This window comes from Streptomyces rishiriensis (genome assembly GCF_003112535.1).
Taxonomy (GTDB): domain Bacteria; phylum Actinomycetota; class Actinomycetes; order Streptomycetales; family Streptomycetaceae; genus Streptomyces; species Streptomyces rishiriensis.
This window is the reverse complement of record NZ_BEWA01000005.1, coordinates 222,630-238,804: the sequence shown is the minus strand read 5'-3', so window position 1 is coordinate 238,804 and position 16,175 is coordinate 222,630. Positions and strand designations below refer to the sequence as shown.

15 protein-coding genes are annotated in these 16,175 nt (G+C 71.5%); 9 read left to right on the top strand and 6 right to left on the bottom strand.

Annotated features, from left to right (window positions below; all coding sequences use genetic code 11):
• Nucleotides 1–133 precede the first annotated feature (133 nt).
• Both xylA and Sri02f_RS09415 read left to right on the top strand, forming a co-directional pair.
• Entirely contained in the window at nucleotides 134–1,300 is a 1,167-nt protein-coding gene (gene xylA / locus Sri02f_RS09420) for a xylose isomerase (protein WP_109000640.1), read from the top strand.
• Nucleotides 1,301–1,589: 289 nt separating this feature from the next.
• On the top strand, nucleotides 1,590–2,015 hold the full coding sequence (locus tag Sri02f_RS09415) for a hypothetical protein (RefSeq protein ID WP_245970571.1): 426 nt from the start codon (nucleotides 1,590–1,592) through the stop codon (nucleotides 2,013–2,015).
• A 6-nt stretch (nucleotides 2,016–2,021) separates the two neighbouring features.
• Here Sri02f_RS09415 and Sri02f_RS09410 read toward each other — a convergent pair whose 3' ends face one another.
• On the bottom strand, nucleotides 2,022–3,365 hold the full coding sequence (locus Sri02f_RS09410) for an esterase-like activity of phytase family protein (protein ID WP_109000638.1): 1,344 nt from the start codon (nucleotides 3,363–3,365) through the stop codon (nucleotides 2,022–2,024).
• A gap of 433 nt (nucleotides 3,366–3,798) precedes the next feature.
• Nucleotides 3,799–5,826, bottom strand: a complete 2,028-nt coding sequence (locus Sri02f_RS09405; protein ID WP_174855615.1) for a HelD family protein — start codon at nucleotides 5,824–5,826, stop codon at nucleotides 3,799–3,801.
• 777 nt (nucleotides 5,827–6,603) lie between these two features.
• On the opposite strand from Sri02f_RS09405, the gene Sri02f_RS09400 reads away from it, so the two are divergent.
• A complete protein-coding gene (locus tag Sri02f_RS09400) occupies nucleotides 6,604–6,786 on the top strand; it encodes a tail-anchor membrane protein (protein ID WP_109000996.1) in 183 nt (60 codons plus the stop codon).
• A 119-nt stretch (nucleotides 6,787–6,905) separates the two neighbouring features.
• Here the strand turns inward: Sri02f_RS09400 and Sri02f_RS09395 are convergent, their stop codons facing one another.
• The gene (locus Sri02f_RS09395) at nucleotides 6,906–7,928 is read right to left on the bottom strand and encodes a hypothetical protein (RefSeq protein WP_109000636.1); all 1,023 of its coding nucleotides are present in this window, start codon (nucleotides 7,926–7,928) and stop codon (nucleotides 6,906–6,908) included.
• Between the two features lie 138 nt (nucleotides 7,929–8,066).
• On the bottom strand, nucleotides 8,067–8,396 hold the full coding sequence (locus tag Sri02f_RS09390; protein WP_109000635.1) for a hypothetical protein: 330 nt from the start codon (nucleotides 8,394–8,396) through the stop codon (nucleotides 8,067–8,069).
• Between the two features lie 96 nt (nucleotides 8,397–8,492).
• Between Sri02f_RS09390 and Sri02f_RS09385 the strand changes: the two genes are divergently transcribed.
• Nucleotides 8,493–9,389, top strand: a complete 897-nt coding sequence (locus tag Sri02f_RS09385) for an oxygenase MpaB family protein (protein WP_167467526.1) — start codon at nucleotides 8,493–8,495, stop codon at nucleotides 9,387–9,389.
• A 300-nt stretch (nucleotides 9,390–9,689) separates the two neighbouring features.
• On the opposite strand, the gene Sri02f_RS09380 is transcribed toward Sri02f_RS09385, so the two are convergent.
• Entirely contained in the window at nucleotides 9,690–10,289 is a 600-nt protein-coding gene (locus Sri02f_RS09380; RefSeq protein WP_109000995.1) for a class I SAM-dependent methyltransferase, read from the bottom strand.
• 152 nt (nucleotides 10,290–10,441) lie between these two features.
• Between Sri02f_RS09380 and Sri02f_RS09375 the strand changes: the two genes are divergently transcribed.
• The 5 genes from Sri02f_RS09375 to Sri02f_RS09355 all read left to right on the top strand — a co-directional run bounded on the left by Sri02f_RS09375 (nucleotide 10,442) and on the right by Sri02f_RS09355 (nucleotide 15,677).
• Complete coding sequence (locus Sri02f_RS09375) at nucleotides 10,442–11,236, top strand: MHYT domain-containing protein (RefSeq protein ID WP_109000633.1); 795 nt, start codon at nucleotides 10,442–10,444, stop codon at nucleotides 11,234–11,236.
• A gap of 41 nt (nucleotides 11,237–11,277) precedes the next feature.
• Nucleotides 11,278–13,962 (top strand): sensor histidine kinase, encoded by a 2,685-nt coding sequence (locus Sri02f_RS09370; protein ID WP_109000632.1) that lies wholly within the window; start codon nucleotides 11,278–11,280, stop codon nucleotides 13,960–13,962.
• Nucleotides 13,959–14,393, top strand: a complete 435-nt coding sequence (locus Sri02f_RS09365) for a roadblock/LC7 domain-containing protein (RefSeq protein ID WP_109000631.1) — start codon at nucleotides 13,959–13,961, stop codon at nucleotides 14,391–14,393. The genes Sri02f_RS09370 and Sri02f_RS09365 overlap by 4 nt, the downstream gene beginning before the upstream one ends.
• 22 nt (nucleotides 14,394–14,415) lie before the next feature.
• Nucleotides 14,416–14,826, top strand: coding sequence for a DUF742 domain-containing protein (locus Sri02f_RS09360; RefSeq protein WP_109000630.1), 411 nt, complete (start codon nucleotides 14,416–14,418; stop codon nucleotides 14,824–14,826).
• A gap of 248 nt (nucleotides 14,827–15,074) precedes the next feature.
• On the top strand, nucleotides 15,075–15,677 hold the full coding sequence (locus Sri02f_RS09355; protein WP_109000629.1) for a GTP-binding protein: 603 nt from the start codon (nucleotides 15,075–15,077) through the stop codon (nucleotides 15,675–15,677).
• A 21-nt stretch (nucleotides 15,678–15,698) separates the two neighbouring features.
• On the opposite strand, the gene Sri02f_RS09350 is transcribed toward Sri02f_RS09355, so the two are convergent.
• Nucleotides 15,699–16,127, bottom strand: a complete 429-nt coding sequence (locus Sri02f_RS09350; protein WP_109000628.1) for a PPOX class F420-dependent oxidoreductase — start codon at nucleotides 16,125–16,127, stop codon at nucleotides 15,699–15,701.
• Nucleotides 16,128–16,175: the final 48 nt, after the last annotated feature.

Below are 16,175 nucleotides of genomic sequence, written 5' to 3'. Positions count from 1 at the left end.
CTCCCTCAAGTTTTTCCGCGGCTCTGCGGGATCTGTCTTCCCAGAGATGCGTCCGCATACTAATTTGTAAACGGCCATGACGAAATAGTTCGCCACCGCCAGCACGACAGTCTTCCAAGCAAGGAGCCGCGGCATGAGCTACCAGCCCACCCCCGACGACAGGTTCACCTTCGGCCTGTGGACCGTCGGCTGGCAGGGAAGGGACCCGTTCGGCGACGCCACGCGGCGTGCCCTCGACCCGGTCGAGACGGTGACGCGCCTGGCCGAGCTGGGCGCCTACGGCGTGACCTTCCACGACGACGACCTGATCCCCTTCGGATCCTCCGACAGTGAGCGCGAGGAGCACGTCAAGCGCTTCCGCCAGGCGCTGGACACCACCGGCATGACCGTGCCGATGGCCACGACCAACCTGTTCACGCACCCCGTCTTCAAGGACGGCGCGTTCACCGCGAACGACCGTGACGTGCGCCGTTACGCCCTGCGCAAGACGATCCGCAACATCGACCTGGCCGCCGAGCTGGGTGCGAAGATCTACGTCGCCTGGGGCGGCCGTGAGGGTGCGGAGTCCGGCGCCGCCAAGGACGTGCGCGTGGCCCTCGACCGCATGAAGGAGGCCTTCGACCTCCTCGGCGAGTACGTGACCACCCAGAACTACGACCTGAAGTTCGCCATCGAGCCCAAGCCGAACGAGCCGCGCGGCGACATCCTGCTGCCCACGGTCGGCCACGCCCTGGCCTTCATCGAGCGCCTGGAGCGCCCGGAGCTGTACGGCGTCAACCCAGAGGTCGGCCACGAGCAGATGGCCGGGCTGAACTTCCCGCACGGCATCGCCCAGGCGCTGTGGGCGGGCAAGCTCTTCCACATCGACCTCAACGGCCAGTCCGGCATCAAGTACGACCAGGACCTGCGCTTCGGCGCCGGTGACCTGCGTGCCGCGTTCTGGCTGGTCGACCTGCTGGAGAGCGCCGGGTACGCAGGTCCGAAGCACTTCGACTTCAAGCCGCCGCGCACCGAGGACCTCGACGGCGTGTGGGCGTCGGCCGCGGGCTGCATGCGCAACTACCTGATCCTCAAGGAGCGGGCGGCCGCCTTCCGCGGCGACCCGGAGGTCCAGGAGGCCCTGCGTGCCTCGCGCCTCGACGAGCTGGCCCAGGCCACGGCCGCCGACGGGCTGCAGAGTCTGCTCGCCGACCGTACCGCTTTCGAGGACTTCGACCCCGCGGCGGCCGCGGCCCGCGGTATGGCCTTCGAGCAGCTCGACCAGCTCGCCATGGACCACCTCCTCGGCGCCCGGGGCTGAGCCGCCGCACACGCGCGCGTGTGCGGCGCGGGGCCGGACGCACGCACGTCCTGCGGTGGGGGCCGCACACACGCGTGCTCCGTGGAGGCCGCACACGCGCGTGCCGCCGGGCGCTCCCGTCCGGCGGTCGACGCAACCTCCGCGCGCAATACGCCGGAATCATGTCCTCCGTGACCTGAACCGGTATCAACTCGCGCGCGGGGGTCGCGTCCCGGGCGGGCCCACGGCCACGCTGGGCGGCATGGCCCTACCGCCCGTACCGCCTCAGCCGCCCGTACCCCCGGGTGACATGCCGCCTTCCGGCGGCTTCGGACCGCCCACCGCCCCATACGCCACCGTCGGCGCCGGCGATCCCGGGAGCCCCGGCGGCCCCGGCCGGCGCAGGAACCCGCTCATCGTGGTGCTCGTCCTGCTGCTCGTGGCCGGAGCCGTGCTCGCCGTCGTCCTGATGGCTGCGCGCAACGGCTCGTCGGACGACACGCCGAGCCCCGCGGGCAGCGCCACGACGTCTCCGACGCCCTCCGTCAGCCTCCCGGTGGAACTGCCCAGCGGTTTCCCGAGCGGCTTCCCCAGCGAACTGCCGTCGCACCTGCCGAGCGAGCTGCCCACGGAGCTGCCGGGCACCCTGCCGACGGAGTTGCCGAGCACGTTGCCGTCCGAGTTGCCGAGCGCGCTGGAGTCGCTGCTGTCCCAGGCGGGGGAGCCTGCGTCGTAGCCGGCGTCACCACCCCCGCGGCAGCCGCACGTACGTGACCGTCGTCTCGATGCCGCTGTCGACCAGCCGGCCCTGCGCGTCGAAGGCGCCGGCGCCGTCCGTCATCCCGAAGTCGTTGTCGTTGACGAGGGCCAGCGTGTCGTGGTCCACGCGGGCCACGCCCTCGATCTTCCCGGGCACCCCGGCGACCTTGCCCAGATCGACGACCAGCCGCTTGGACAGCACCGCAACCCCCGAGCCGGCCGGGTCGTCGAGTTGCTCCAGGGACGGCGACGTGGCGTCGTCGTCCCAGCGGCTGCCCAGGATGTCCGACTCCCGCCCCAGTCGCACCGCCTGCAGTCGAGCGGCCTTGTCCGTGCGTTCCTCCACCAGCAGTCGGTCGCCGCCCACGGCCACCACCGAGGAGATCTTGAGTTCGGAGGGGTCGTCCTCCCCGGGGTCGACCACGTTCACCGGGTCGAAGCGGTACGCGTACTCGGCGGTGACCGTCTTGCGCCTCGGGGAGAAGCGCAGCAGACGCGCCGTGCGCGAGGCCTCTCCCGCAGCCGTGTCCGGGAGCGACAGCGGGCTCTGCACCGCCAGTACGAGGTCTCCGCCCGGGAGTTGTGCGAGGCCCTCGAAGCCGCGGTTGACCTTCCGGTGGAGCAGGACCGCGGGCAGCGCCTCCACCACGGGGTAGTCCGCCCCCGTGAGGTTCAGCCCCTCGGGCACGTAGCGCGTCAGCACCCTCCCGCGCGCGGAGACGTGCACCAGCGAGGGCCCGTACTCGTCGACGAGCCAGAACGTTCCGTCCGCCGCCCGGACGACGCCCTCCGTGTCCAGGCCGTTCGGGTTGTAGGACAAGGGCGTCCGGGCGTCGTACGAGTACGGTGCCTCGTCGCGTCCGGCCTGGTTCGGCAGCCCGGTCACGGGCTTCCCCGACGACGTGGTGACGGGGATCGCCTGCAGTACCTTCACCGTCTTGGCGGACACCCGGATCCGCACGATGGCCGGATCGAACCCGGGCACGGGGAACGTGCGGCGCTTGGCGCCGCCCACCTTGATCTGTCCGTTGGGACCGCGGTCGGTGACCGTCCAGAACTCGCCCTTGCGGCCCGCCGGGTAGATGTCGCTGCCGATGCCGCCCAGGTCCACGCCCCGGTCGTCGTCCACCGTGCCGGGCAGCAGAGCGTTGCTGAACGCCCCCAGCGGGATGTCGCCGAGCGTCGCCGTCCGGGTGACACGGGCCGTCGGGGACGACGTGCCCGCCGCGACCGGTCCGGCAGGGGAGAGCGCGGCCAGGGCGGCGAGCGGTACCCCCGCCGCGAGGCAACGGCGGACGCGGCGCCGGCCGGTGACGTGCCAGGACATCGGGCCTCCTGAGGAGCGGTTCGGCAAGTTCGTCGACAGCGGCCAGAGTTGAGGCGCGCGCCGAACGGCGTGCTGCCTGGAGGTGAACGCGGGGCGTCGAGCGTCCGTCGGGCCGGCACTCCGCCGTTCGGACCGACCGGCAAGCAATCGCGCTTCGCGAACGGGCCCAGCAGTTGGAGATAAAAGCCGGCCACGTTCCTGGTCCACTGGCAGACCGCGGTCCCGCGGCAGCCCGGCAGTTCCGCGGCCAAGCCGACGAACACGACCGCAACGTCACTCCGCTGCGGGCGGGACCATCAGGTAGCCGGTGAGCGGTAGTGCGGGACAGCATCGCGCACAGTGAATCCACTACAGCCTGGTGGTAGCCCGCCCGCCCGTCCGTCCGTCCGAGACGAACCCTCGGACGGGTAGCAGGTCGCAGATTCCGTCGTCATCAGGCGGGCTGGACGGTGATGGTGCAAAGGCGCTTGGTGGCCCGGGTCAGGGCTACGTACAAGTCCCTTTCCCCACCTGGGCGGGCCGTGATGATTTCCTCGGGGTTCATGACGACGACCCCGTCGAATTCCAGGCCGCGTGCTTCGGACGCCGGCACGATGCGGGCGTGGTGAGCGACGCCCTGGGCCGTCAGCTCACCCACCCTGGTGTCCGCGCAGATCACTCCCAGAAGCTCGCCCGGGTGCGCGGTGCTTTGGGTGCGGAGTTCATGAACGACGGCGGTGACCGACCCGTCCGCAGATGTGGTCACGGTGCGAGGGCTCTCACCGCGTCGCAGTGACCGTGTGGGCTTCTGGTCCGGAGCGATCCGCGTGAGCAGGTCCCGGACGCTCTCCAGGATCTCCCGCGTGGTGCGGTAGCTGACGGTCAGCTCGTGCAGTTTGAACCGCGGTCCGACGTGGGGGCTCAGTGCTTCCTTCCAGTCGCGTGCTGTCGCGACCGGGCCTGCCTGGGCGAAGTCGCCCACCAGCGTCATCGACCTCGGCGGGCAGCGCCGGACGATCATCCGCCACTGCATGGCGGTCAGTTCCTGCGCCTCGTCGACGACGACGTGCCCGTACGTCCGCTCAGGGGGACCGTCGACCAGGTTCGCCGCCTCGTCCAGCAACGGCGCATCGGCATCGGTCCACGGGTCGCCCGGACCACGCAGCAGAAGGGACCGCTCCTGCGCGGTCAGGTGGGGCAGGCGCTCGGCGAGAGTGTCGGCGTTCGTCAGGAGCGCCTTGACGAGGTCACCGGCTACCAGCCGCGGCCACAACGCCTCGACCGCTCGGTCGACGCCGGTGTCGTCGAGGAGATCGGCTCGAATGGCGTCCAGGTCCAGCGCGTGGACCGGACCTGGGTCGGCCGCACCTTCGGCACGGCGCTGGGCGACTCCCGTGAACCGGTCGAGGTTCAGGCCCGTCATCCTTTCGGTATCGGCGTCGATCTGCTCCAGAAGGTCGCCCATGTCTCGTTGCATCGCGTCGGTGACGGCGTCGACCAAGAGCTCTTTGAACACCTGGCGCGCGGGGTTGTGCCCCGGTACGGCTGCCACGGCGGCGTCGCGTGCCGTGGCGACTTCCTCGCCGGAGAGGTGAACCGGTTCCTGTCCGATCCGCACGGTGAAGTCACCGGCGGGGGCTTGGTGGACGCGCAGCAGGCCGGCCAGGGCGTCGGCGAGGTCGGAGACGCCTTTGAGACGCGCCGTGTCGCACGGGCCGACCGGGTCCGTGGACACTCCGGCCAGTTCCCGGCAGGTCGCCAGAACGACGTCGTTCTCGCCGAGCGAGGGAAGGACTTGGGAAATGTAGTCGAGGAAGCGGGCGTTCGGGCCCACCACCAGGACACCCTCCTCCGTGGCGCGCGGGAACGCGTACAGGACATAGGCCGCCCGGTGCAGGGCGACCACCGTCTTGCCGGTGCCGGGCCCGCCCTGCACCACGGTCACCCCGCGGTGGGCGGAGCGGACGATCTCGTCCTGCTCGGCCTGGAGCGTGGCGACAGCCGCGTGCATCCTGCCCGTACGTCGTGCCGACAGAGCCTCGGTCAACGGGCCGTCCCCCACGACGTCCTCGTCGGTCGGGGCGGTCCCGTCCAGCAGTTCGTCGCTCACCGAGACGACCGCGCGCTCCTCGAGACGCAGGTGCCGGCGCCGCCGCAAGCCCATCGGGTGGACCGGTGTCGCCTCGTAGAAGGGCCGCGCCGCGTTCGCGCGCCAGTCCACGAGCTGAGGCAGGTCATCCTCCTCCGTGTGCAGTCCGATCCGCCCGATGTGCAGGGCCGTGCCGTCCGTCCGGTCGATACGCCCGAAGACCAGCCCCTTTTCGGCGCCCTCCAGCCGGCCGATTTCCTTGGCCAGACGCTCGGCGGCGTTTTCTCTCTCGTATGCCTCACCGGCGCTGTCCGCCGGAGCCTTCAGCACACTCGCTCGGTTTACTCGCGCCTCCGAGATCCGCTCGGTGAGCAACTCATACAAGGAGGACACATAACCCTGCTCCGATTCAACCGCACGCGCAGCAGAATCATTATTTTTCGACAACAAGGGGCTCCTTCGATTCGAGCCTAACCATACGGTCAAGGTTCCCTAAAGGTAAGTCTTGACTTACCTGGTGCGCCTATGTCCTCGCGGCTGATCGCATTTCGTATCACGCATTCCACCGTTCCCCATATCGCCAGTTACGCTCCCGGCGGCCGCCTGACTCATGGCCGAGCCTGCTCTTGAATGCCGACGATATTTTGCCGCATTCGGAAAAAATGGAGGGCATTCAACCTCCCGGAAAGTTTCGTCGTCCGAGTCGGAGGCGTGCTTTATGTCGCCAGCTTGTGGGGCAAGACGCGATCTCGCGATGGTGGTCGCGCCACAGGCCGGGGACGGCACTGGCTTGCATTCCCAAGCGGGATACCGGCGGCCGCCGCGATCCGGTTGTGCGACGCGATGAGTTGGGTGATGTTCCGGAGGAAGGCGGCGCGGCATCGCGCCTGTTCGGAGATCTCGGACGGTGCTTCGACGGGAACCCTCTGCGCGGAGATGAGGCCTCTCCTCAAATTTGACTACTTGGTGAGCCGCCGAGGCTACAGCACCTCGGCGTGAACGTGCACCACCCTCGGATCGGCCTTGCACGCGGACCTCGGACGAGAGGGTTCTCAGGGGAGTCTCGGGGGAGTACCTCAGGGACGTCTCAGGGTCGAGTTCGGAACCGCGGGCGGCGCAGACCCGTTTTCATGACAGAGAGCGGCAGTGGCCGCGAAGGAGGCGACGCAGATGTCGAAGAACGCGAAGATCGCCGCAGGGGGTGTGGCGGTCGGGCTGCTCCTGTTGATCTGGCTGCCCTGGTGGGCTGCCCTGTTGATCGTGGTGGGGGTCCCGGTCGCGGCCTACCTCACGCTGGATCCGTCACAGCGGCGCAGACTGCGCCGCGCCACACGCAAGGAAATCGGCCGCTGAGGCGCGGGCGCCGCGGGTCGGGCGGAACGACCGGTACGGCCCTCTGGAGCCCTTCCGGTCGAAGCGCCCTCCCGGGGACCCCCGCTGCCACCTCGGCCACCGCTGTCGCCGTAGGTGCTTCACAGAGGTCGTACGGCCATCTTGTCGAGCGCCTCCAGAAGCCCGGGCAGTTCGGGCCCCCGGCCCACAGGGAGCACCTCGCCGGGCTCGTCGTCGAGGAGGACGAACGCGATGTCGTCGGTCCTGGCCACCAGTGACCAGCCGGGCCCGTCGGCGCGCAGAGTGCGCGCCTCGCCGGGAGCGAACGAAGAGCGCACGCGTCCGAGCGGAGGCGGGGTGTCCACGTAGGCGCGTACTTCGGCCAGCACACGTCGGATGCCGCTGTGGCCCTTCGGCGCGTCCCTACCGGCCTCTGGCGCCGCTGCAGCCCCACCGGTCCCTGCGGCCTCTGCGGAACCATGGCTCCCGTCGTTCCCGCCGGTCCCGCCGAACCTCGAGGCCTCGTCGCGCGCCGAGGATCTGCCGGGCCGGCCCGCCTCGCGCCCCTGGTCCGCCCGGTCGGCCGTGTCCGGCTGATCCGCGCGGTCCGCCCCCGCGGTGTCCGCCCGAGTCCCGGCGCCGCTCTCCCGGGAGGGCGCGAACTCCGCGTCGTCGATCTGCTCCCGCCACAGCGCCCACTGCAGCGCGATCTCGTCGGCCCCGAGCCGCCGCTGGGCCGGACCCCAGGTGCTCGTGTCGGGCGGGCACAGGGCCGGACCGTCCGTCACCTCCGGGGCGGGATCGTGCGGCGCGGGCACGCCGGGAGCCGCGACCGCGACCGCCAGTGGCCAGCCGGGCAGCGCGGCGACCACCGTCCGCTCATCGGGCGACAGGTCGTACTCCATGCCGCAGTCCCACGACGCGATGGCGACGGCGACCAGTGACACGTCGTCGATGACGACGGTCCAGCGCGCGCCCTCGCCGTCCTGGCCCAGCACCAAGCCGTAGCCGTCGGCGAGCGGCGGGAGGCCGAGCGCCGCACAGGCCTCCGGATAGTCGTCGCCCAGCGCACTCGGGAACTTCGCCGGCGTCAACAGCACCGCCGTGAGCACATAGAGCGCGTCGTCCGCGGCGGCGACGGCGTCCTCGTCCGTCCCGGCCATCCCAGCCTCCCCATCGGTTCGTCCAACGGCGCGCACCCTAGTGCGGTGGGAAGGTGCTTGTCACGGCGGCCGACATACCCGGAGCTGCAGTTTTCCGGTCGGAGGGGGCGAATCGACCACGTTCGGCCGTCGGACGCGTCACGTCGCCGGCAGTCCGAGGAGCGCGCGGGCCACGGCATGAGGCGACCGGTCGCGCTCCCGTGCGAGAGCGACGACGGCGCGACAGGCCAGTTCGTTGACCCCGAAGGACAGGGCCTCCGGCGACACCCAGCCCGCTGCCTCGTCGATCCTGTCCTGGTCGTTCTCCGCGCAGGCCGAGACGTAGGCGGCGGCCGCCTCGAAGAGATTGGGCGCGCGTCTCCTGGCGAGGTTCGCGGTGTCGCCCGGGTGTGCCGGCCCGTCCGGACGCGAGGGCGTGCGCGTCGCGTCGCGAAGTCTCCCGTAAGCCATGCGGATCCTGCCGAACATGCCGACCGCCTTCCCGGGCGATGACTGCGACTGAACGTTCGTCTCCTGGTTTTCAACCTAGAGTTGGCGGCCCGGCGGCAGAAGGGGGACGCAGTGGTGAAGCGCTTCGAGCGACTCGAGCGGATCCGGCGGCTGGACCCGCACGAGGACGCGTCCGAGATCTACCGGCTCACAGCGGCGTACGAGTTCCCCTGGGACGTCACGCGCGCCTTGGAGCTGGCCCTGTACCGCACCTACGCGGTCCCCTCCATCGGGCGTCTGCTCGCGGAGACCGCGGAACTCACGGATCGCGCCCAGAAGCGCTACGACGACACCTCGCTCCTGCTCGACGCCGTCGTCGAGCACGGCTTCGACAGCGAGCAGGGGCGCACGGCCGTGCGCCGTATCAACCGGATGCACCGCAGCTACGACATCAGCAACGACGACATGCGGTATGTGCTGTGCACGTTCGTCGTGATGCCCAGGCGATGGATCGACGCCTACGGATGGCGCAGGCTGTCGCGCCACGAGATCGTCGCCTGCAGCGTGTACTACCGCACTCTGGGGCAGCGCATGGGCATCAAGGACATCCCCGAGAGCTACGAAAAGTTCGAAGCCTGCCTCGACGCCTACGAAGCGGCCCACTTCGCCTGGGACGAAGGTGCGCGACGCGTCTCGGACGCCACCCTCGCCCTGATGGCCTCCTGGTATCCGCGCCCGCTTGCTCCCGTCCTGCGCCGCGCCACGCTCGCCCTCCTCGACGCCTCCCTCCTGAAGGCCTTCCGCTACCCCGCGCCCGACCCTGTCACCCGTGCCCTGGTGCGCGGAGCGGTACGCGCGCGTGGACGAGTGGTGCGGCTGCTGCCGCCACGCCGCGCCCCTCACCACGCCCGACAGAACCGGGAGATCAAGGGTTACCCGAACGGCTACCGGCTGGAGGAGCTGGGCACCCGCCCGACGCCTGGCATCGCGGGCTGTCCCGTGCGGCGGCGCGGCGAGTCGCTCGACCAGTGAGTCGAGCGTTTTCGCGCAGCCGGCGGGGCTCGGCCCGAGACGCGGCCCGCGCGATGGTGAGGATCGCCGCGCCGGAACGGGTCCGCCGTCGTGGTGAAGCTGGACCGCCCGCAGCCCTGGAAGAAGCGCCCCCACGTCTCAGCTCCTCGGCGATCAACGGCCGGTCGCCGTCGCCGAAGAAGCTCGCGGGCTCCTCCACCGGCGGGCGTGCGGGTGGTGACCGTCCGGGCGCGGCCCACAACGGCATGTTCGACCGGCCTGACGCGTTCGTGCGCGCGGTCGCCGGACGGACCCGAGCCGTCAGCCCTCTCGGACGGCCAGGGCGAGGAAGCGGGCGTCCTCGTCGACGTACGACGTCATACGCCAGCCCGAGCGGGCCAGCAGCGGGCCGAGGTTGGGTTCCGCGCGCAGGTCCTCCGGTGTGATCCGCCGGCCCTGCCGAGCTGCGAGAGCCGCCCTGCCGATCGGGTGGAAGAGCGCCAGCGTGCCGCCGGGGCGTACCACGCGTGCCAACTCGCCCAGGCCGTCCGCCGGGTGGGGCAGATGCGCGACGAGCCCCGCCGCGAACACGGCGTCCAGCGAGGCGGAGCGCAGCGGAAGCGCGGTGACGTCGGCGAGCACCAGCCGCCCGTCGCGGTCGCGCCCGGCCTGTACGGCGGCCTCCAGCATGGCCGGCGTCAGATCGACCCCCACGACCGTTCCCGAGGGCCCCACGGCCGCACGCAGCGGCGTCAGGGCGCGTCCGGTGCCGCAGCCGGCGTCCAGCACACGGTCCCCCCGGCGCAGCCGGAGCTCGCCGGCCGCGGCTTCGTAGGCGGGACCGTCGTCGGGGAACCGGCTGTCCCAGTCCGCGGCGCGCGCCGTGAAGAACTCCTGGACGTGTGTGTGGTCGTCGCTCATGTTCCGCATGATCCCTCACCGGCACGGGTGATGCGTCGGCGCACATGTTCGAGCGAGACCCGGTCGTTCTGTCGCACTTCCCCTTCATATTCCAGCAGCTTTCGAAATGCGCCCCCCTTGTGCTTCCGTGCTCCGGCTAGCGTCCCGTGGTCATGGGACATCTGGACCACGCCGCCTTCGGCTGGCTGACCCCGGTGCTGTCGTACGTGATGGCCTGCATCGGCGCCGCCCTCGGCCTGCGCTGCACCGTGCGCGCCCTCGGCGCCACCGGGCGCTCGCGCCGCAACTGGCTGATCACCGCGGCCTCGGCGATCGGCACCGGCATCTGGACCATGCACTTCGTGGCCATGCTCGGCTTCGCGGTCAGCGGCACCGACATCCGTTACGACGTTCCGCTGACCGTGCTCAGCCTTCTCGTGGCCATGGTCGTCGTCTGCGCCGGTGTCTTCGCCGTCGGCTACAGCCGTGACCGCACGCGCGCGTTGTTGGCCGGCGGGCTCACCACCGGCCTGGGCGTGGCGAGCATGCACTACCTGGGCATGGCCGCGGTCCGGCTGCACGGCGACGTGACCTACGACCCGGTGCGGGTCGGGCTCTCCGTCCTGATCGCGGTAGTCGCCGCCACGGCGGCGCTCTGGGCCGCGCTCAACATCAGCTCGCCGATCGCGGTCGGTGTCGCCTCCCTCGTCATGGGGGCCGCGGTCAGCAGCATGCACTACACGGCGATGTTCGCGGTGAGCGTCCATGTCACGCCTTCCGGCGAGGTGCTGCCCGGGGCCACGGCGATGCAGTTCATCTTCCCCCTCGCCGTCGGCCTCGGGTCCTACCTCTTCCTGACCTCGGCGTTCGTCGCGCTGTCACCCACCACGGGGGAGCGTGAGGCCTCCGCGTCCGCACAGCGACCGGGGCGGAAACCCGCCGACCCGCAGCAGACCGGAACTGTCTGATCCGGCCGGCGAGCCCCGTCCCACTTCCGAGCGAGGAGGCCATGCGTACACCCCGTAGGACCCCCACGGCAGGCGCCGACGCGCCGCCCACCACACGCGGGCGCCGCGCCCACGCCGGCCCCCCTGCCGACGAAGCGGCCTACGAGCCGACGGACCTGTCGGCGGACACGGCGCCCCCGCGCGCGGAACGATGGCGGCTGCGGCCGCGCACGGTGCGCGCCAAGATCGTCTGCCTGCTGATGGTGCCGGTCGTCTCCTTGCTGGCCCTGTGGGGGTACGCCACCGTCAGCACCGCACAGGACGTCTCCGCACTGCGTCGGCTGCAGCGCGTCGACTCCGAGGTCCGTGCTCCGCTCGCGGACGCGGTGGCCGCCCTGCAGACCGAGCGCGCGGCCGCCGTGCGGTACGCGACCGACCCCGATCCCAGGCAGGACGGCAGCCTCAGGACCCTCGCCGCACGCACGGACCGCGCGGTCGCCGAACTCAGGGTCGGCGACCACAGCACGGTCGCCGACGGCCGGGAACTGCCCGCGGGGGTGGCCCAGCGGCTCCAGCGGTTCGTCTCCGGGGCCGAAGGGCTCGCCTCGCTGCGAGCCTCGGTGCTCGACGGCGGCGCCGACTGGGAGGAGACCTACGGGCGCTACACGAGCGCGATCTCCGCGGCCTTCTCGGTGGGCGGCGCCCTGTCCGAGGTCCGGGACGTCGAACTCGGTTCGGACGCGCGCGTACTGCTGGAGTTCTCCCGCGCGGGCGAGGCGCTGGCGCGGGAGGACGTCGTGCTCTCCGGCGCACGCCTGGCCGGACGCCTCGACGGAGAGCGCCTGCGCCTGTTCACCGGGGCCGTCGACACGCGTCGCATCCTGACGGAATCGGCCGTCGCCGATCTGCGCGGCCCCGAACGCACCGCCTGGCAGCGTCTCGCGGCCGGCAGTGACTACGCGGTCCTGTACGCCGCCGAGGACAAGGTGCTGGCGGACGGACCCGGAGCCAAGGCGATCGCGGCTGCGCCGGTCGGAGCCTGGGACCCGGCACACGCGCACGTGCAGAACGGGATGCGGGCCATCGAGAGGGACGCCGGACGCGAGGCGGCCGAGCGCGCCGACCCGTTCACCCGCGGTCTGCTCACCGCACCCGGCGCCGCGGTTCTGCTGGGCCTCGCCGCAGTCGTCGCCTCGCTCGTCATCTCGGTGCGCATCGGCCGCGGACTCGTCGTCGAACTCGTCAGCCTGCGCAACGGAGCCCTGGAGATCGCCCGGCGCAAACTCCCGGAGGCCATGGAGAAACTGCGCGCGGGGGAGGAGATCGACGTGAACGCCGAAGCCCCGCCGGGGCCGCCCGCCGAGGACGAGACCGGCCAGGTCGCCGAAGCGCTGAGCACCGTGCATCGTGCCGCCCTGCGCGCCGCCGCGGAACGCGCCGAACTCGCCGGCGGGATCTCCGGGGTGTTCGTCAACCTCGCCCGCCGCAGTCAGATCCTCGTGCACCGCCAGTTGACCCTCCTGGACAGCATGGAGCGCCGCTCCGACGACCCGAACGAACTCAGCGACCTGTTCCGGCTCGACCACCTCACCACGCGCATGCGACGCCATGCGGAGAGCCTGATCATCCTCTCCGGCGCCGCGCCCGGCCGGGCCTGGCGCATGCCGGTCTCTCTCACCAACGTGGTCCGCGCCGCCGTCTCCGAGGTCGAGGACTACGCGCGCGTGGAGGTACGGCAGCTCGCGGAGGCGGCCGTCGTCGGCACCGCGGTAGCCGACCTGACGCACCTGCTCGCCGAACTCGTCGAGAACGCGGCCCAGTTCTCGCCGCCGCACACGCGTGTGCGCGTCACCGGCGAACCCGTCGGCAACGGATACGCCGTCGAGGTCGAGGACCGGGGTCTCGGCATGGGCCAGGAGGCCCTCACCGAGGCGAACCGGCGTATCGCGCAGTCGGAGGCGCTCGACCTGTTCGACAGCGACCGGCTCGGCCTGTTCGTGGTCAGCAGGCTCGCCGCCCGGCACGGCATCAAGGTGCATCTGCGGACGTCGCCCTACGGCGGCACCACCGCGGTCGTCCTGCTGCCCACGCCGCTGCTGCACAGCGGAAAGCCGGAACGTTCCGCCGTCGAGACGGCGGAGCTGCGCCAGTCCGCGGTACGCGAGTACGCGCGTGTGCCCGCGCTGGGCCGTCAGACAACTGCCCCTCGGGCCGTCGACCGGCCGTCCGTCGACCGGCCGTCCGTCGACCGGCCGTCCGTCGACCGGCCGTCCGACGACGGACAGGCCGTCGTCGGGCAGGTCGGCGACCACCGGGCCGCCGACCATGGGGTTGTCGACCGGCAGGCCCCCGAGCGGCGCCAGGCCGCCTTCGCCCCCTCCGCCGACCGCCCCGCGCCGGCGGCCCCCCTGCGGCCCGACGCCGATGCGACGGCCGGCGACCCACCGCCTCCCGGAGTGACCGCCTTGCGCCTGCACCGCCCCCCGGACGACATCGAAGGATCGGACGACCTCCCGCGCCGGGTGCGGCAGGCCAGTCTGGCCCCCCAGCTGCGCCGCCCGCACAAGGAGGAACCGGCCCGGCCGCCGGCCTCGCGCGGCGACGAGCGGCGCACCCCCGAGCTCGTACGGGACCGGATGGCCGCCTACCGGGACGGCTGGGCCCGGGGCGGCGGAAGACAACCCGGCCGCGGAGCCGGACCGGAACCCGCACCGGGCAGCGACAGCAGTGAAGGAGACCCCGCATGATCCAGGATCCGAGTACGCGGTCGGCCCAGCGGTCCGGTGAACTCGACTGGCTGCTGGACGACTTGGTGATGCGCGTGAGCGAGGTGCGGCACGCGGTGGTGCTGTCCAACGACGGCCTCGCGGTCGGCGCCTCGACCGGCCTCAGGCGGGAGGACGCCGAACACCTCGCCGCCGTCGCCTCCGGCTTCCACAGCCTGGCCAAGGGGGCGGGCCGGCACTTCGGAGCCGGCGGAGTGCGCCAGACCATGGTGGAGATGGACGACGGCTTCCTGTTCGTGGCCGCCGCCGGCGACGGCTCCTGCCTCGCCGTCCTCACCGCCGTGACCGCCGACATCGGCCTGGTCGCGTACGAGATGGCGCGCCTGGTCAAGCGGGTCGGAGAACACCTCTACACGCCACCGCGCCTCGGCGCGCGACCGCCCGTCGGATGAGGCCGGAGAGCGACCCGCGCAGATGACCGAGGACAGGACCGCCGCCCCACACGCGTCGGGCAGCCAGTGGTACGACCACGAGGCCGGCCCGCTCGTCCGCCCGTACGCCGTGACGGGCGGGCGCACGCAGCCGGGCCCCACGGGGACGCGCTTCGACCTGATCGCCCTGGTCGCCCTGGATCCGGGCGGCCCCGGCGCGGACGGCACAGCGCTCGGGCCGGAACACCGCACCCTCGTCGGCCTGTGCCGCACGGAGACCCAGTCCGTCGCCGAACTCGCCGCGGGCGCGGACCTCCCCGTGGGCGTGGTCAGAGTGCTCCTCGGAGACCTGCTGGAGCTGGGCTGCCTCACGGTCAGACGACCGGTGCCGCCCGCGCAGTTGCCCGACGAACGGATCCTGCGCGAGGTGATCGAGGGACTGCGGGCGCTCTAGACGAACGTCCGGACCGACCCGGACGCGTACGGACCCGGGCGGTGCCGAGCCGCGCACTTCTTCGGACATCGACGCGCAAGAGTCGGTCAGATGGGTCAGACCCCGGTCGAACCGCTCGAAGAAGGGGCCCGATTGTCATGATGCTGCCTTGGCGTTTCCACGCCGACGCCCCGTGCGACCGCTGCGCCGAGGCCCGGCGTACCCGTACCGACGCAGACCGTTGCCGGCACTCCTGAGAGAAGTGATCCATGGTCTCCGAGCACTCCGACGCCACCGGTGAGACGGCTCCCCTGGCGTTGAAGATACTGGTCGCCGGCGGGTTCGGCGTGGGCAAGACCACGATGGTGGGCGCGGTCAGCGAGATCAAGCCGCTGCGCACCGAGGAACTGCTCAGCGAAGCGGGCCAGTCGGTGGACGACACCGAGGGCGTGGACCACAAGGTCACGACCACCGTCGCGATGGACTTCGGCCGCATCACCATCCGCTCCGGTCTCTCCCTCTACCTGTTCGGGACCCCGGGCCAGGACCGCTTCTGGTTCCTGTGGGACGAACTGTCCCAAGGGGCCCTGGGCGCGGTGGTCCTCGCCGACACCAGGCGTCTGGAGGACTGCTTTCCCGCGGTCGATTACTTCGAGCACCGGCACATCCCGTTCGTGGTGGCGGTCAACTGCTTCACCGGCTCGCGGAACTACGGCGCCCGGGACGTCTCGCGCGCGCTCGACCTCGACGACGGCACACCCGTCGTCCTGTGCGACGCCCGTGACCGCGACTCGGGCAAGGAAGTCCTGATCAGACTGGTCGAGTACGCCGGGCGGGTGCACACCGCCCGGCTGCTCGACTCCGTGGGCTGACGTCGCCTACGACGGCCTGCGTCAGCCAGCGATGCCCTTCTCCGCCAGGACCTTGGTGATCGCGACGCGGACGAGGAGCTCGCCCGGTACGCCGTTACGGGCGCCGAACTCCGCGGCGCGCTCCTCGCCCATGTACCGGGCCCCGATCCGGGCCGCCCAGTGCCCGACCTCGTCGAGATCCTCCGAGATCCGTGCCCGCCCCTGCAGCACCACGTAGTCGAACGGCGGCCGGTCGTCGTCCACGCACAGGGCGACCCGGCCGTCCCGGGCCAGGTTGCGGCCCTTCACCGTGTTCTTGCCGGTGTTGAACACCACGTCGTCGCCGTCGAGCACGAACCAGATCGGCGCCACGTGCGGGCTTCCGTCGGCCCGCACGGTGGACAGTTTTCCGGTGCGGGTTCCGTGCGTGACGAACGCCCGCCATTCCTCATCGGTCATCTTCTGTGCCATGCCGCCATCCTCCTTGCTCCGGCGACCGGTCCTGCGCAAGGCTGGCGA

What these genes read in the sequence shown, in the direction of transcription:
- Sri02f_RS09375 (WP_109000633.1), top strand. Translation starts at nt 10,442, where the DNA reads ATGGGACATCTGGACCACGCCGCCTTCGGCTGGCTGACCCCGGTGCTG.
- Sri02f_RS09355 (WP_109000629.1), top strand. Translation starts at nt 15,075, where the DNA reads ATGGTCTCCGAGCACTCCGACGCCACCGGTGAGACGGCTCCCCTGGCG.
- Sri02f_RS09390 (WP_109000635.1), bottom strand. Translation starts at nt 8,396, where the DNA reads ATGTTCGGCAGGATCCGCATGGCTTACGGGAGACTTCGCGACGCGACG.
- Sri02f_RS09365 (WP_109000631.1), top strand. Translation starts at nt 13,959, where the DNA reads ATGATCCAGGATCCGAGTACGCGGTCGGCCCAGCGGTCCGGTGAACTC.
- Sri02f_RS09400 (WP_109000996.1), top strand. Translation starts at nt 6,604, where the DNA reads ATGTCGAAGAACGCGAAGATCGCCGCAGGGGGTGTGGCGGTCGGGCTG.
- Sri02f_RS09410 (WP_109000638.1), bottom strand. Translation starts at nt 3,365, where the DNA reads ATGTCCTGGCACGTCACCGGCCGGCGCCGCGTCCGCCGTTGCCTCGCG.
- Sri02f_RS09350 (WP_109000628.1), bottom strand. Translation starts at nt 16,127, where the DNA reads ATGGCACAGAAGATGACCGATGAGGAATGGCGGGCGTTCGTCACGCAC.
- Sri02f_RS09360 (WP_109000630.1), top strand. Translation starts at nt 14,416, where the DNA reads ATGACCGAGGACAGGACCGCCGCCCCACACGCGTCGGGCAGCCAGTGG.
- Sri02f_RS09395 (WP_109000636.1), bottom strand. Translation starts at nt 7,928, where the DNA reads ATGGCCGGGACGGACGAGGACGCCGTCGCCGCCGCGGACGACGCGCTC.
- Sri02f_RS09370 (WP_109000632.1), top strand. Translation starts at nt 11,278, where the DNA reads ATGCGTACACCCCGTAGGACCCCCACGGCAGGCGCCGACGCGCCGCCC.
- xylA (WP_109000640.1), top strand. Translation starts at nt 134, where the DNA reads ATGAGCTACCAGCCCACCCCCGACGACAGGTTCACCTTCGGCCTGTGG.
- Sri02f_RS09415 (WP_245970571.1), top strand. Translation starts at nt 1,590, where the DNA reads ATGCCGCCTTCCGGCGGCTTCGGACCGCCCACCGCCCCATACGCCACC.
- Sri02f_RS09380 (WP_109000995.1), bottom strand. Translation starts at nt 10,289, where the DNA reads ATGAGCGACGACCACACACACGTCCAGGAGTTCTTCACGGCGCGCGCC.